Origin of the sequence: Clostridium sp. Cult1 (genome assembly GCF_021655095.1) — a bacterium.
Taxonomy (GTDB): Bacteria; Bacillota; Clostridia; order Tissierellales; family Tepidimicrobiaceae; genus Schnuerera.
This window is the reverse complement of the sequence record NZ_PPXW01000001.1, coordinates 1,102,480-1,118,427: the sequence shown is the minus strand read 5'-3', so window position 1 is coordinate 1,118,427 and position 15,948 is coordinate 1,102,480. Positions and strand designations below refer to the sequence as shown.

Annotated in this window: 15 protein-coding genes, 2 tRNA genes and 1 other annotated feature; all 17 genes read left to right on the top strand. The window is 31.3% G+C overall.

Annotated elements, in window-relative coordinates:
- Window positions 1–25 precede the first annotated feature (25 nt).
- Complete coding sequence (locus tag C3E89_RS05480; RefSeq protein WP_236911467.1) at window positions 26–1,282, top strand: DUF6365 family protein; 1,257 nt, start codon at window positions 26–28, stop codon at window positions 1,280–1,282.
- Between the two features lie 29 nt (window positions 1,283–1,311).
- Window positions 1,312–2,247 (top strand): hypothetical protein, encoded by a 936-nt coding sequence (locus tag C3E89_RS05475; protein ID WP_236911466.1) that lies wholly within the window; start codon window positions 1,312–1,314, stop codon window positions 2,245–2,247.
- Window positions 2,237–3,127, top strand: a complete 891-nt coding sequence (locus tag C3E89_RS05470) for a radical SAM/SPASM domain-containing protein (RefSeq protein ID WP_236911465.1) — start codon at window positions 2,237–2,239, stop codon at window positions 3,125–3,127. Before C3E89_RS05475 ends, C3E89_RS05470 begins: the two co-directional genes overlap by 11 nt.
- 94 nt (window positions 3,128–3,221) lie before the next feature.
- Window positions 3,222–4,070 (top strand): ABC transporter ATP-binding protein, encoded by an 849-nt coding sequence (locus C3E89_RS05465; protein WP_236911464.1) that lies wholly within the window; start codon window positions 3,222–3,224, stop codon window positions 4,068–4,070.
- The gene (locus tag C3E89_RS05460; RefSeq protein WP_236911463.1) at window positions 4,067–4,759 is read left to right on the top strand and encodes an ABC transporter permease; all 693 of its coding nucleotides are present in this window, start codon (window positions 4,067–4,069) and stop codon (window positions 4,757–4,759) included. The genes C3E89_RS05465 and C3E89_RS05460 overlap by 4 nt, the downstream gene beginning before the upstream one ends.
- Before the next feature lie 69 nt (window positions 4,760–4,828).
- Window positions 4,829–5,614 carry a sugar phosphate nucleotidyltransferase gene (locus C3E89_RS05455; protein WP_236911462.1) on the top strand — a complete coding sequence of 262 codons (786 nt, stop codon included), beginning with the start codon at window positions 4,829–4,831 and terminating at the stop codon, window positions 5,612–5,614.
- A 65-nt stretch (window positions 5,615–5,679) separates the two neighbouring features.
- Window positions 5,680–6,363, top strand: a complete 684-nt coding sequence (locus tag C3E89_RS05450; protein WP_236911461.1) for a hypothetical protein — start codon at window positions 5,680–5,682, stop codon at window positions 6,361–6,363.
- 21 nt (window positions 6,364–6,384) lie between these two features.
- A complete protein-coding gene (locus tag C3E89_RS05445) occupies window positions 6,385–7,704 on the top strand; it encodes an aminotransferase family protein (RefSeq protein ID WP_236911460.1) in 1,320 nt (439 codons plus the stop codon).
- A gap of 39 nt (window positions 7,705–7,743) precedes the next feature.
- Window positions 7,744–8,634: a radical SAM protein gene (locus tag C3E89_RS05440; RefSeq protein WP_236911459.1), complete on the top strand. Its 891-nt coding sequence runs from the start codon at window positions 7,744–7,746 to the stop codon at window positions 8,632–8,634.
- Between the two features lie 33 nt (window positions 8,635–8,667).
- Window positions 8,668–9,660 carry a radical SAM protein gene (locus tag C3E89_RS05435; protein WP_336512960.1) on the top strand — a complete coding sequence of 331 codons (993 nt, stop codon included), beginning with the start codon at window positions 8,668–8,670 and terminating at the stop codon, window positions 9,658–9,660.
- 91 nt (window positions 9,661–9,751) lie between these two features.
- Window positions 9,752–9,918: a binding site (T-box leader), on the top strand.
- Window positions 9,919–9,969: 51 nt separating this feature from the next.
- Window positions 9,970–11,244 carry a serine--tRNA ligase gene (serS, locus tag C3E89_RS05430; RefSeq protein WP_236911457.1) on the top strand — a complete coding sequence of 425 codons (1,275 nt, stop codon included), beginning with the start codon at window positions 9,970–9,972 and terminating at the stop codon, window positions 11,242–11,244.
- A gap of 151 nt (window positions 11,245–11,395) precedes the next feature.
- Window positions 11,396–12,886 carry a M1 family metallopeptidase gene (locus C3E89_RS05425; RefSeq protein WP_236911456.1) on the top strand — a complete coding sequence of 497 codons (1,491 nt, stop codon included), beginning with the start codon at window positions 11,396–11,398 and terminating at the stop codon, window positions 12,884–12,886.
- A gap of 269 nt (window positions 12,887–13,155) precedes the next feature.
- Window positions 13,156–14,349 carry a D-alanyl-D-alanine carboxypeptidase family protein gene (locus C3E89_RS05420; protein ID WP_236911455.1) on the top strand — a complete coding sequence of 398 codons (1,194 nt, stop codon included), beginning with the start codon at window positions 13,156–13,158 and terminating at the stop codon, window positions 14,347–14,349.
- Between the two features lie 93 nt (window positions 14,350–14,442).
- Window positions 14,443–14,519, top strand: a tRNA-Arg gene (locus C3E89_RS05415).
- A 21-nt stretch (window positions 14,520–14,540) separates the two neighbouring features.
- Window positions 14,541–14,990: a tRNA adenosine(34) deaminase TadA gene (tadA, locus tag C3E89_RS05410; protein ID WP_236911454.1), complete on the top strand. Its 450-nt coding sequence runs from the start codon at window positions 14,541–14,543 to the stop codon at window positions 14,988–14,990.
- 46 nt (window positions 14,991–15,036) lie between these two features.
- Window positions 15,037–15,128: transfer RNA gene (locus C3E89_RS05405), tRNA-Ser, on the top strand.
- Between the two features lie 180 nt (window positions 15,129–15,308).
- Window positions 15,309–15,948: sodium-dependent transporter (locus tag C3E89_RS05400; RefSeq protein WP_236911453.1), on the top strand; the 640-nt coding region annotated here is incomplete at its 3' end.

Here is a 15,948-nt window from a genome sequence, read left to right as displayed (position 1 = left end):
ATTATTTGATAGAAATGGGATGATTATGAAAAAAATATTATTTGTCACACTGGGACATTTATCATCAGGTGAATTCACTATTGCTTTTGAATTTTGCAAAGGATTACCAAAAGAGGAATTTGATATTTGCTTTTTAACTTCCTCTAAAGGCGCAAAGTATCTGGAAGAAAATAAAATTAAGCATGTTGTACTAGAACAATCTATTAATGGCTCAGATACAGATGACAAGATTAGAAACAGAAAGATTACTGATAAGCTAATGAAGGATTTTCGTCCTGATTATGTTATAGCTTCTGATGTATATACATTATGGTATTCTTACACTTGGACTGGTTTAAACATGGAGGTTTTTAAAACTTATGGAGTACCTTTTGGGAGTTTTGATAGTTATGAATTTAATTCAACAAATTTTGTCCAAGATTATTATGGAGGGTATAAAGCTACAATTCCTGATTATATTAATCAATGTGATTTTGTTATCCGTTACTGTCCAATAAACAAGGTTCAAAAGGCAGATAAAAGAGTTAAATTCACATATTTATATAATCAGAAATTAACAATTACCAAAGAAGAAAGAATGAATTTTAATCGTATTTTTAAGCCAAAGGGAGAAAAAGTCATTTTTATCGCTAATTCTAATTGGGAAACCTTAAATGTTAATAGGCTGCCAGCATTAACAAATTTACTTTATTGGATTCCTCGTATAATTATTAATTATATTTTACAGCTAGATGAGAAAATAAACATTATTCATGTTGGTCCCAAAAGCTGGGGGAATATAGAAATAAATGAGAATATCAAATATCATCATTTTAAGTTTCTAAAACCAGATGAATTCAATACATTTTTAAGTGGTTCTGATATATTTTTAACGACCAACATTATTTCATCAACTCTAGCAAAATCAGTATATGCAACAGTCCCAGCAGTTGTACTTCAAAATGATAAGTTGGTAAATTTTACTAGATTGTCAGAGCAGCTAAAGAAAATGCCTTCTTGGTATCAGGAGATGGCGAATGATGTAAAGATAGCTTATCCATTTAGGTTATTTCCTTTTGGTTGGTATAGCTTTTTAAAAAAATTATTAGATAACAATGAATATGCGGATACATTTTTACAGACTTCAATTTTTCAAATAAATAAGACAATCAATATATTAAGGTCCTATTTATATGACAAGTATGCCTATACTCAACTACAGCATAAGCAAAGTTTGTACGTAGATAAGATTATTCAATTACCCTCACCTAAAGAAGTTGTTGAGTCATTAGGGGATTTATAATGCTTTACTTTTAATGAAGGAGGAACAAAATGTTTACAGATTTTACAAAAATATTAGAAGCACCTTTTGTAGCACAAAGCCAATTTAGAGCTAAAGAGCAAATAAAGTTCAAGATAAAAATGGAGAATTATTATCTTAACTCTTTAGGTAGAGTATATAAGTTACAAAAATTAAATTCTGAATATATGCGAACAATCGAAGCAATATATGAAGATGCAATCATGTATGTTTCATATACATGGCATAATGCTAGATTTGAAAATAGGATGCCAAAGAAAGAATCTCAAAAAACGGAATGGACTTTTATAAAGGATAAGACTTTTCAATCACATATTATCTTATCCAATGAGAAATTGGAAGGACTTAACACTAGAACTAATTTAAATATTAGCAGAGAAGATCATAAAAACTGTCTTCAATCCATAGAAAAAGAATATAGTTTATTTCCCAAATTACCATCTAGCTATTTAGTAGTTATGCAGACCTTTGATATTCTAGCTTTTGAAACCTATTTGTCATATATTCATTCCTATAATTTTACTAATAATGGATGGGAACTAGATAAGTGGATTAAAATTCAGCCACAAGAGTTAGAGCATATGGAATCGACAAATATAGGTCTCGGCATGTATTCTAATAACTCTTTCTTTAAAAATGGAAAATTCAATTTAAAATTTACTGGGTATGGGAAAGCCCACAATAAATATTGTGCTATTTTTGACTATTACTGTGACTATTCTCAGGTTAAGATGCAGGACAAAGATAATCCCAATGTTCAAAGGAATGGAACATCTTATTATCATGGTCAAATATGGATCAATTTAAGCACCGGAGATCTAGAGAGAGGAACCATGCAAGAAAGTTATATAGCTTTACAGGAGGGATTATCAAAAAAACCAATCAACATTAGAAGGAAAGTTTTATGTGAAACCATAGAAGGTGAGGAAGCTAATAGTGAAAACTAAAAATGATTTTTATAAAAATCCACCAGAAATGGCTCTATTTGAGATAACAACAAGATGTAATTTAGCATGTAGCTATTGTGTTGCCCGTAGTTTGGTAAAGCATCCATCTGATTTACCTATGGAAAAAATACAAGAGTTAAAGAAGTCTTTAGATTTTTTTGAATATATAGCTTTTTGTGGATTAGGAGAGTCACTAATCCATGAAAATTTCTATCAAATCTTAGGAATATTTAAGGATAAAAAGGTTGTAATAGTGACTAATGGCTCAATACCAATTGATTATCATCGTTTAACAGTCTATGACAATGTTGATGCAATATCTTTTTCAGTAGATGGAGCTACAGAAGAAAATATGAAACAAATATCTAGTAATTATAGATTTGATATACTATTGAAAAATTTAGAAAATGCTTCTAAATATGGAGTAAATATTGCCTTTAATACTACCATTACAAAAGAAAATATAGACCAAATAGAAGATTTACAGGAAATGGTTATAAAATATAAAGTTAACCGTTTTAAGGTTGGTTTACCTTTAGGTAAAGAAAAATGGGTAAGAAAGAATTTTAATTGGCTCCAAAAGGTGTTAAAAAAACTTGAAAAAAGAATGAAAATAATGGGAGTTGATTATGAGGGGCCCTTTGAGGTAAAGTGTAGCTTTAATAATGCACCTATTGCAGTAGTATCTAAAAATGGCAATATATATCCTTGTTGTGATTATTTTTGCAGTCGGCCATTGGCTGGGAACCTTTACTACAGTAACTTTGAAACATTATGGAAGAAATCTTCCTATGATAAATTTAGGACCGGTGAATTTTGTAATACCTGTAAACAATATCACAATTCTAAAGAACTAATTGATTTATACACTAAAGAATAGATTGTAATATTATGAAAGATTAAAATATCTATTATTAAAGTCAATGTTGAAACATGATAAAATAACAAAATCTATTATATAGGGGGGTAAAAACTTGATCACTCTTAAGAATGTAGTGAAAACTTATAACCACAAAAATGTTGTAGATGATATATCCTTTACAATTGAAAAAGGGGAGCTATTTGGATTCTTGGGTCCTAATGGAGCTGGTAAAACCACAACAATAAAAATGATTATTGGATTGCTAGAGCCAAATCAAGGAGAAATATGGGTCAATGGCATTGATGTATTAAAGAATAAAAAACTAATTTATGAAGATATTGGCGTTGTTTTTGAATTACCAAACCTCTATATGAGAGCGTCAATAAAAAATAATCTAAAGATATTTGCAGAGTTGTACGGCTTGAAAGATGATCGCATCAATGAAGTTATGGAAGATCTACAGCTATGTGATAAGCAAGATGTGAAGGTGGAAAAATTATCTAAAGGATGGAAACAGAGAGTATTAATAGGAAGAGCTTTGCTACATAAACCCAAAGTTCTTATACTAGATGAACCAACAAGTGGTCTAGATCCAAATACAGCTAGTTTGATTCGTCAATATATTAAAAAACTTAATGAACAGGGAACAACAGTAGTTTTAACTACTCATGATATGCATGAGGCCGATGAATTAAGTCATCGTGTTGGAATTATGCATAATGGAAAGCTTGTAGCAATTGGAAAACCCACAGAACTAAAGTCCAAGTATTTAAGAGAGGAAATCGAAATAAAATATGTAGACAATGATAGTGTTGCAATTAAAAGGTTGGAATCTGGAGCCACAGAAACTGAAAAATTAATATCTCAATTAACTAGTCAAGGGAAATTGATTAGTATGAATACAAGTGGAAATTCACTAGCGGACGTTTTTGCAGTATTAACAGGGAGGGAATTAAGTTGAGGAATACACTAATACTTATAAAACACGAAATTATTAACCTTTTGAGGAACCCAGCAATATTAGCAGTAGTTTTATTGCCAATATTTATGTCTAAGATTATTACAGCAACAATGAAAATGGCTGATCAAGAATTTTTACTTCTATCAATTTGGATCCTATTTGCACAGGTAATGGTTGGTATCATGTTAACGGGACCTAATTTAATTGAAGAAAGGGAAGCAAAAACCATTGATGCTCTATTATGTTCTCCATTAAACTTTGCTCAAATCATTTTTGCTAAAGGATTTGCTATTTTAGTACTTTCCATGTTCTCCCAAATTGCTGTGTATTTAATCAATGAAGGTTTTAATAGTAGTGTTTTTTCATTATTAATACCTATGTTAGTTGGTGGGATTATATTTGTTCAAATAGGAGCTATAATTGGTTTAAAGATAGAATCTTCTCAAAGTGGTTCTGCTATATCTTCAATAGTTATGGTAAGTCTTTTTTTAATAGTTTCAGTATATAAGCTTTTACCAGAATGGACCCATAAGCTATTTGTATTAATACCTAGCATTGGGGTAACAGAGGTTTTAAATAGTCTAATGACATATAATGAGTTTTTAATATATCAAGGATCCATTGTTCTAGTATGGGTAATAATCTTTTTTCTATGGCTTACTAATATCGGAAGAAAATGGACCCATTAGAAGTTTATCATAATTAATTACCCATAATAACTTTTCAATGAGCATAAAAACACAAAGGAGTGTATTGCCATGAAATCTATTATAGGATATATTCCGGCAGGTGGAAAAGGCAAGAGAATGAAACCTTTTAAATTAAGTAAAGAGTTAATACCAGTTGATATACCGAAAGAAGATGGTAGCCATGTGGTTCTATTAATAGAGAATGCAATTCAAACATTAGCATATGGTGGAATTAAAGATATTATTTTTACTGTAAACAATGAAAAAGATGCGTTAGTAAAATGTACCAATAACTATTATGTGGGAAAAATGAAAATAAATAGTGCTTATGTTTACCAAGATAACAAAAAGAAAGAGTATGGTCTTCCCTATGCAATAGCTGGAGCTGCACCATTTTTAAAAGGACGTACAGTTTTCATGAAGTTTCCCGATACTATAGTCTATCCCTATGACTGCTTTAAAGAGCTATATAAGTTCCATATGAGAAAAGCCTCAGACCTAACACTTGGAATATTTCCTACAGATCATCCTGAAAGACTTGGACCTGTAATAGTAGATATTGAAGGGAAAGTCAAAAGAATAGAAGACAAGCCTAAAAACCCTTCAATTAAAAATACATGGAATATTATTATTTGGGAAGATAACTTTCTCAATTTAGTAATAGACACAGTGGAAAATGCCCGTAGAATTGGGAATATAGATGAAGAATTAATTTTATCTGATATTTTTCAAAGAAGTATCCAAGAAAACTTAAGGGTATACGGCCATACTTTTGAAAATGGGTTTTGCTATGATATATCTTGTATTGAAGATGTTAAATATCTATGGAATGGCAAAGAAAATAACATGCCTTAATGAGAAAGATATAATATACATTTATTAGATAAATCCATTTATAAAATCTGAAAGTAGGTGAAAAATTGAGATGTTTAAATATTAAAGATCAAGAAATGTACAATGCAATTCGATTACTAGTTAGATTAGACAAGGGAGAAGATGTATTTTCATCACTACTTGATGCATCTGAAAATCATCAAAAAGACGCTGATTATTGGTTCTATAGGGCATTACATATTAGCGAAATGCTTAGTAAGATAGGATCTCAGATGGAAATATTTGATTACTACGAAGAAATTTTGAATAGTTGTGATAAGGCTATAAGCATAAATTCCAAGCATTGGCCTGCCTACTTTTTGCGTTCTCTCTTTAGTGTATTAATACAAAAAGAGATGGAAAGCGAAGATGAAACGATTCATTATTTACTTCCTTGTTTCCGTACACCGGAAGAATTAGAAGATGAAGCAAAAGCTATGATCGAAATCCAAAAAACAGAGAAACCTCAATCTTTTTTCATAATGCCTTATTGCATACTAGCCTTGATTAATTTAGATAATGGCAAGGATGAAAATGCAATAGAATGGCTTAAAAAAGGCTTAGCTAAAATTAAGCCCAGTCCAGTATTGTATCTTTCATCACTTTTACAAATACCTTTTTTACAATTATACAATAGATTAAAAATCAAGGATGAAAAGATAACACAAGAGCTAAATCAATATTTCCATACTATGTTTTCCGTAAATATTGATAAGGTAAAAATAAGTTAGTACATTAGGAGTGATAAAGCCATGGGAGAAATACAAAGAAAGGCTCTAGAACACTTATGGCAATTTGGAGCTAGCCGGAAGAAGGTATTAGATTCAGGGGGACCTATAGTATTTGAGAAAGGTGAAGGTTGTTACTTAATTGACGTAGATGGTAAGAGGTATATAGATGGATTATCAGGAGCATGGGTGGTCAATTCAGGCCATAGGCAACCTGATATTATTAAGGGGATTGTAAATCAGTATGATGATTTAGAATATGCTTTATCATCAGAAGGATTTACAAACACAAAAGCAATAGAATTAGCTGAAAAACTAAGTGTTATATTACCTGGACATATGGATAGGGTTTATTTTACTTGCGGTGGATCAGAAGCCGTAGAGATAGCCTTAAGGTTTGCAAGAATATATCATAAAATGACAGGAAATAGAAAAAAAGACAAAATCATAGCAAGACATGGTTCCTATCATGGAAGTACCCTATTTGCTTTATCCGTTTCTGGTTATGATATTATTAGTAAATCTTTTGGACCTACACCTGAAGGCATTGTGAAGACTACGCATCCCTATTGTTATCGATGTGAATATGAACCTGATCGGTGTGGATATATATGTGCAGATGATTTAGAAAAAATAATTCTTGAAAATGGAGCTGAAACCGTTGCTGCATTTATAGCGGAACCTATTTCTGCAAACTCAGGAGTAGCTATACCTCCTAAAGAATATTGGCAAAAAATCAGGTCTATTTGCGATAAATATAATGTTCTACTAATAATTGACGAAGTATTAACAGGCTTTGGGAGAACGGGTAAGTTATTTGGAATTGAAAATTTTCAAGTAGAGCCAGATATTATTACTATGTCAAAAGGTCTAACTTCAGGTTATGCTCCTTTAGGTGCTGTAGCTATGAAGAAAAGCATTAGCAATAGAATACCAGACAATGCATTTTTGCCTCAAGGATTTACTTATTCAGGACATCCTGTAAGTTGTGCTGCTGCATTAGCCAATATAAAATTTATGATTGATCATAAATTACCTGAAAATGCTAAAGCAATGGGTAATCTTCTTATAGATGGAATAAATAAAAGGTTAGACGGAAATCCATACATAGGGGATATTCGTGGAATAGGCCTTTTAATCTGTATAGAAATAGATTCATCAAAAATGAATAGAGAAGTTCAAAATTTCTTGTCGGAATATTTCTTGAAAAAGGGCCTATATACCAGAGTGATTAAGGAATACATCCATATTGCTCCACCCTTAATTATCAATTCTAATGAAGTGGAAAAAATAATCCATATTGTTGTCTCTGGCATTGAAGAATTAAGTAAAAAATACCAGTAGTACTTCTTGTATCAATATTAGGAAAGGGGGGTAGCTTAAGTGGATATACCAAGTGATGTTATGGGTATTTATCTAACCGATATATGTAACTATAAATGTATATTTTGTTCTGTAGATAACCCATCTAAAAAAGGTGAAAGCATAATATTAGAAGATATATTTAAAATATTAGATATGAATAAAACAAATAATTATGAAGGTGTAGCACTTTGGGGAGGAGAACCTACAGTTAGAAAAGACTTTTTTGAGATCTTAGAGAAGATAAAGTCCTATAATTTTAGCAGAGTAATTATTGAAACCAATGGTTCTAATCTATCAGATACTGAATTTTTGAAAAGAACATTAGATAATGGAGTAAATTATTTCATTATATCAATACATGGAGCCAGTTCAGAGGTACAAGATAGTATATCTTTGGTGGATGGAAGCTTTGATAAGATAATTAAAACAATAAAGAATTTGAAGAAGAATAATATGCCCGTTAGAACCAACACAGTAGTTAATAAGCTAAACTATCATCAGTTACCAGAAATAGTAGAGATGTTAATCGAATTAGATGTAGACCATATCAATATTTCCGCCTTAAGAAATATAGGAACAGCTGCTAGAAATATGAAGATGGTAACGCCAACTTTTACTGAAGTAGATGAGTATGTTGCGGAGGCTTTTGAAAAGGTGCTTGGAGCAAAGAAAGGATTGACCTTCGATGTTTTTCCATTCTGTAGAATTAAAGGTTATGAGAATTATCAGCTAAAATGGTCAAATTACAAAATGTTTTATGGAGATAAAGTAGTTGATGACTTCTCAGAGTTTACGAATAAATTAAAGACAAAGGGAAAAGTATGTAGAAAATGCAATTATATTGAGGAATGCGGTGGTGTTTTTAGAGGATATATTGATCTATATGGATGGGATGAGTTTGGTTATTAAAGAATTCAATATGAAACTCTTACTTAAGGGGGTATAGAAATCGAAAAGGACAAAGATTTTTATAAAAAATTTGCAAAGTCTTTTAGTTCAGTCTATATAAGTATAACTGATAAATGCAATATTAAATGTAGACATTGTTCAGAGAGAGATGGAACTGTGTTACCTGATCCAGATCCACAGGAAATTATAAATTGGATATCCATGATAGCAAATTCCCGTGAATCAAAACATATTGTCTTTGTTGGAGGAGAGCCTTTTTTACAAAAAAGTTTAAGAACTTATATATATCATGGAAGTAAGGTAGGTTTAATAACAACAGTAGTTACCAATGGTTATTGGGCTTCAACAGAAGAGAAGGCTGAAGATATATTAAAAAGCTTTCCAGGATTAAATTGTATAATTGCTAGCTCAGATATATATCATCTTGAATTCATTGATAAAGAAATTATCTATAATTTAGTTAGAGCCTGTTTAAAATTAGGTATTGCAATTACAATCAATATAACAGCTGCTAGCAAAGAAGAAGGAGAAAGAATTGAAAAGATATATAAACATTTCAAAAAGGATAATGTTCACATTGTGGTTTCACCAATGTTTCCTTGGGGTGCAGCTACTAAATTAACAATTGAAAAGTTTAAATATCTAAACGATTTAAACTTATTGCCTAATTATTGTGAAATAAGGGATCACCACATTGATAGTGCAGGAAGGGTTTATTCCTGTTGTAATGCAACTTTAGGTAATAAAACGGGTTTTTTATTTTTAGGAAACTTGAAGAAAGAATCATATGATACAATTATTGCAAATAGGGATTCTAATCCACTATTTAATTTTATAGACCGTTGGGGACCACAAGGTCTAGGCAAACTTATTTCTGAAAGTCCTTTTATTGATGAATTAAAAGATATTGAATTCACCCATAGTTGTCATTTATGCAGCCTAATACTTAATGATGAAAATATATATAAATATATATTAAAAATATTAGGATATAAAGAACAAGCCAAAACCAGCTGCATTTTATAGCAATTATTACAAAAATTATCATAGATAATAATTTTATCTATAAATAATTGATAATTTTTTGAAAATGTGATATACTACTTATTAAAATTCATATAGTGCTATGAAGGGACCTAGTAGATAATGAAGTCTTCTTAGAGAGCCAATGGTAGGTGGAAATTGGTAAGGCTAGTTATTGAATCCAGCCCTGAGCTTTTTAATACCAAGAGTGAACCAAAAGGTTAACTAGGGTGGCAACGCGGGAATACTCTCGTCCCTAACTATTTAGGGATTGAGAGTTTTTTTAATTAATAATGATTGGAGGCGATAGATATGTTGGACATTAGAAGAATTAGAAAAAATCCAGAAGAAGTGGTAAAAGCCTTAGAAAAGAGGCATGGAGATTATCCTATTGACAAAGTATTAGAACTAGATGAAAAAAGGAGAAGTCTATTAGCTGAAGTTGAAGGAATGAAGTCTAAACAGAACTCTGTATCAAAGGAAATTCCAAAACTAAAGAAGGAGGGCAAAGACCCCTCAGCCCTATTGACAGAAATGAAAGAATTATCATCTAAAATAAAAGAAATGGATGCAGAAGTGAAGGATATAGATTTAGAATTGAAGGATTTGTTACTCCATATTCCAAATACTCCTCATGAGTCAGTTATAGAGGGTAAGACAGATGAAGACAATATAGAAATTCGAAAATGGGGAGAACCTACAAATTTTGATTTTGAACCAAAAGCCCACTGGGATATAGGTTCTGATCTAGATATTTTAGATTTTGAAAGGGCTTCTAAACTAACTGGAGCTAGGTTTTCCTTATTTAAGGGAGCTGGAGCATTACTTGAGAGAGCTCTAATCAACTTTATGATTGATATGCATACGACGGACCATGGATATACTGAAGTTTCAACTCCATTTATGGTAAATAGGGATAGTATGATAGGTACTGGTCAATTACCTAAATTTGAAGAGGATATGTTCTATATTCCAAGTAAAGATTATTTTCTAGTACCAACTGCAGAAGTACCCCTTACCAATATATATAGGGATGAGATATTAGAAGAAGATATGCTTCCTATATATTTTACTGCATATACACCCTGTTTTAGACAAGAAGCAGGTTCTGCTGGAAGGGATACTAGAGGTTTAATAAGGAATCATCAATTTGACAAAGTAGAATTAGTCAAGTTTTCTTTACCAGAGGACTCTTACGATGAATTAGAAAAACTTACAAATAATGCAGAGGAAATTTTACAAAGATTAGGATTACCTTATAGGGTAGTAATGCTTAGCACAGGAGATTTAGGATTTTCGTCAGCAAAAACTTACGATTTAGAGGTATGGATGCCTAGCTATGGTAGATATGTGGAAATTTCGTCCTGTAGTAATTTTCAAGACTATCAGGCTAGACGAGCCAATTTAAGATATCGAAGGAAAGACAATAATAAGGTAGAGTATGTTCATACACTAAATGGTTCTGGGTTGGCAGTAGGTAGGACATTAGCAGCTTTATTGGAAAACTATCAACAAGAAGATGGTAGCATAATAATTCCAGAAGCATTAAGACCATATGCTAAAAATTTAGAACGAATAGGAAGATAAAGTCAATAAAATAGATTATGATCATAAAAGAACTCTTTTTTATAAGAGTTCTTTTTTTATTCTATAGGATTCTAATCTTATTATATAGGTTATAATATTTCATTTAAAATATAGAATATAATAGAAAAGGAATATACTTGGAGGTGGAAATTTGAGAATTAAAAAGGGCATATCTATCATATTAATATTTGCCTTAATCGTCAGTTTATCTGGTTGTTCAGGGAGTCCTACCCAGATTCCAACTTTAGTAGTAGAGGATTATAATGGTATTGATTTAAATGAGATAGATCATTATAATATAAAGGTAGATTTTGATCCAGTTAATAGGGTTTATTCAGCCCATCAAAAGGTAACATATGTGAATAATACGGGAAAAGATTTAGATAAAGTATTTTTTCATCTCTACCCTAATGCTTATAAGTCTACAGAAACAGCTCCGATACTATTTGATGGGCAAAACTTATCCAAAGATAAGTTCATACCAGGCCATATGGAGATAGAAAAAATAAAAATAGGGAAAAAAGAAATAGATTATAGGATAGGTGGAATAGGAGATACCATCTTAAAATTGAATTTACCAAGCATTTTAAAGTCCAGAGAAAAAGTCGAAATAGAAATTAAATTTAATGTTAAACTTCCGATGAATGTGGATAGATTTGGATTTGGAGAAAATGTATATAATTTTGGCAATTGGTATCCAATAGCCTGTGTATATGATGAATCAGGGTGGAACCTTGATCCTTATTATAGTCTAGGAGATCCCTTCTATAGTAATATTAGTAGTTATCATATAACCATTACTGTGCCTAAAGATATAATAGTTGCAGCTAGCGGCAATATTCTTTCTGAAAAGGTAAAAGGCAATAAAAAGATCTATGAAATTGAAGGAAAACTGATTAGGGATTTTGCCTGGGTAGCTAGTCCTAATTTTTTAACAAAGGAATCCCATATAGGAGATACTATAATCAGAGTTTATGCTCTAGAAGATAAACCTAATATAGCAGATTATGCTTTAGAAGTGGGGAAGGATAGTATAAAAATATTCAATGAACTATTTGGTAAATACCCCTATGGAGTCTATTCTATAGTGATGACTGAATTTCCTACTGGTATGGAATATCCAGGTATTGTCTTTATAAGCAAAGATTATTATAGTCCAAATTTTAAAGATCCTTTAGAAAAAGTAATAGTTCATGAAACAGCTCATCAGTGGTGGTATGGTGTTGTTGGCAATGATCAAATAGATGAAGCTTGGTTAGACGAATCTTTAGCCACCTATTCTGAGGTAATATACATTAATAATAAATATGGGGAAAAGGAAGGCCGAAACTACTATAATTATACCTGTAAAATACCTTATGAATATGGGAAAGAATATATAGTCTCTGATGCTATAGTCAAATCATTAGCTGATTTCAAAGGATGGGATGATTATGGATTATTGGTATATGTTAAAGGGGCTATTTTTCTAAATAATATAAAAGAGGAATTTGGAATGGAAACATTATACGACATATTAAGTAAGTATTATAATAAATATAAGTTTTATAATGGAACAACAGAAGACTTTATAAAAATTTGTGAAGAAGTAACAAATACATCTTTTAAGGATAAAACTAATATATGGCTCTATGGTAAATAAAAACGGAGGGTTCATTACCCTCCATTTTAGTCTTAATATCTCTTACCGCCAAATCCGCCAAATAGTATTACTAATAGCAGGAAGAAAAATAGTAAACTAGAATCGTCACCATCCCAGAAACCGCCTCTTCTCTGTAGATCAGTCATGTTAAAACCTCCTTTTAATAATCTTGTATTTAGCCTAATATATTATATAGATAGGAGGTTATAATTGTTACTCTTTTATATTCATTAAAAGCCAATAATAAATAAAAAAAGGGGAAAATCGTTATGAAAAAAGTTTTCAAAGGAATTATTTTATCTTTATTATTTATATTAATATTAAACTCCATAGTTGTAGCTTCTGTTGGTATTGAAGAAGAAGTAAGGGCTTATCTATTAGGAGATTATGAAACAGGAGAAATACTGGAGGAATACAATATTATAGAACCTATAGAAATTGCTAGTATAAGTAAATTAATGTCCTATTTAATAGTTATGGAACATGTTGAAAGGGGTTTAATATCATTAGATGATAAAGTCTATATAGATGAAGATGTACCTAATATAAAGGGATCCAGCTTAAAATTAGAGGTAGGAGAGGTATTTACTGTAGATGAACTATTAAAAGCAGCCCTAGTAGTTTCTGCTAACGATGCTGTCTATGCTTTAGCCAAATATGTGGCTGGAACAGAAGAAGCTTTTGTCCAAATAATGAACGATGAAGCTATAAAAATTGGATTAGACAGTGCTTTTTTTGTAAATTCTACTGGTTTACCAGAAGGAGACTTTCAAAATAAGATGAGTACTGAAGATATATTTAAACTATCTAGATATATAATAAATAGATATCCAGAAGTATTATCTATAACTACTATACCATATATAGAATTGGTTGATAGAGATTATAAAGAAGAAAACACTAACCCATTATTAAATGAAATAAAAGGTATTGATGGGCTAAAGACAGGATTTACAAATAAAGCAGGTCATTGTCTAGTATCAACTATTAATATTGAAGGAGATTATATAGAAACTGAAGATTTAAGATTAATTTCTATAGTAATGGGAACTAAAAGTGAAGAGAAAAGGAAAGAAATAAGTGAGAAATTAGTTCTATATGGACTTAAGAATTATTCTAAAAAAATATTAGCCAATGAAAATGCTCCTATCGGCATGGTTTATATGCCTAAGAGCAAAGATAAAGAAATAGAGATATACCCTTCTAAAAAGTTTAGTAAAATTATTAATAATGGAAACCATATAGACAAGGATGTATTAATAGATGAGAATTTAAAGTTACCACTAAAACCCATGGATAAAGTCGGGAAATTAATTTTATCCATCAATGGTGAAATATTGGATGAAATAGACTTGATAGTTCATAAAGGTGTAAAAAAAGAAAATTTAATTATTAGGATTTTGAGAAGTATAAAAGTTTTCTTTATCAGTATATTTAATAAACTCTATTCAGCATATCAATAAAACCTAATGGAATCTAGGTATAAACTTGCAGCTTGGCTATATTGACAACTGCAAAAAAATGTTGTAAAATATATTAACGTGAGTACTCGATGTGCATCCGTAGCTCAGAAGGATAGAGCAGCGCCCTCCTAAGGCGTGTGTCGGGGGTTCGACTCCTCTCGGGTGCACCATATTTTATTTGGTGATCATTTATGGATGAAATATATATGGGTTTAGCATTAGAAGAAGCATGCAAAGCCTTTAGCACCTATGAAGTACCAGTAGGTGCTGTTATTGTTCATGATGGTAAGGTAATAAGCAAAGGATATAACAAGAGGGAGACATTGAAAGATCCTACTGCACATGCTGAAATAATTGCTATTAGAGAAGCCAGCAATTATTTAGGCGGATGGCGATTAGTAGGCTGTACCATGTATGTTACTTTAGAGCCTTGTAGCATGTGTGCAGGGGCCATAATAAACTCTAGAATAGAACGCTTAGTAATAGGGGCAAAAGATTCTAAAAGAGGTTGCTGTGGCTCTGTAATCAATTTATTAGATAACCCTTATTTTAATCATAAAGTAGAAGTAGAGTTTGGAATATTAGAAGATAAATGTAGTAGTATACTTACCAGTTTTTTTAAACAAATAAGAAGTAAGTGATCTAATATATTTTGTTTTATTTCTAACATTACATTTCAAAAATTCCGGAGAGATGTCCGAGAGGTTGAAGGTGGTGGTCTCGAAAACCACTGTACAGGCTATCCTGTACCGAGGGTTCGAATCCCTCTCTCTCCGCCATATCTATTATCTAACCTAGCCTTTGGCTAGGTTTTACTATTTTCTATATTTTCAGAAAGCAGAAAGAAACTCCAATAAGTTTGTTAATATTTTGACTATTCCGAATATTCCTTGACATTTCCCGATAAAAAGGTTATATTCTTAATAATCAAAAAATTAAAATATAAAGGGGGAATATTAATGGATAACAGAGTTAAGCAAGGCGAAGTCAAGAGAGAAGGCTTCGCAAGTAGCTTTGGTTTATTAGCCGCAGCTATAGGCTCTGCAGTAGGGCTAGGTAATATTTGGAGATTTCCCTATATTACTGGAGTATATGGAGGAGGAGCATTTTTAGTCGTTTATTTGTTATGTGTTGCAATAATAGGTATTCCTGTCATGATTGCTGAATTTATTATAGGTAGAGAAGGACAAAAAGATGCTATAGGGTCTTATCAGACTTTGGCACCTAAAAGCAAGTGGTATATTAGTGGAGTTCTTGGAGTAGGAGCGGCTTTTTTAATCTTATCATTTTACGGCGTTGTAGCTGGATGGACATTGGAATATATATTTAGTGCTATTGGCAATAAATTTGCAGGCCTTAGTGCTGGAGAAGTTGGAGATTATTTTACTGGATTCATTTCTGATCCTATTAGACCAATTATTTGGCAAATTATTTTTATGGCTATTACTGCCTATATAGTAGCTGCTGGTGTAGAAAAAGGAATTGAAAAGTATTCCAAGATATTAATACCTCTATTATTAGTATTAATAATAATATTGGATATTAGATCTGTTACTCTATCAGGAGGAATAGAAGGACTTGAATTTTTATTCAAACCAG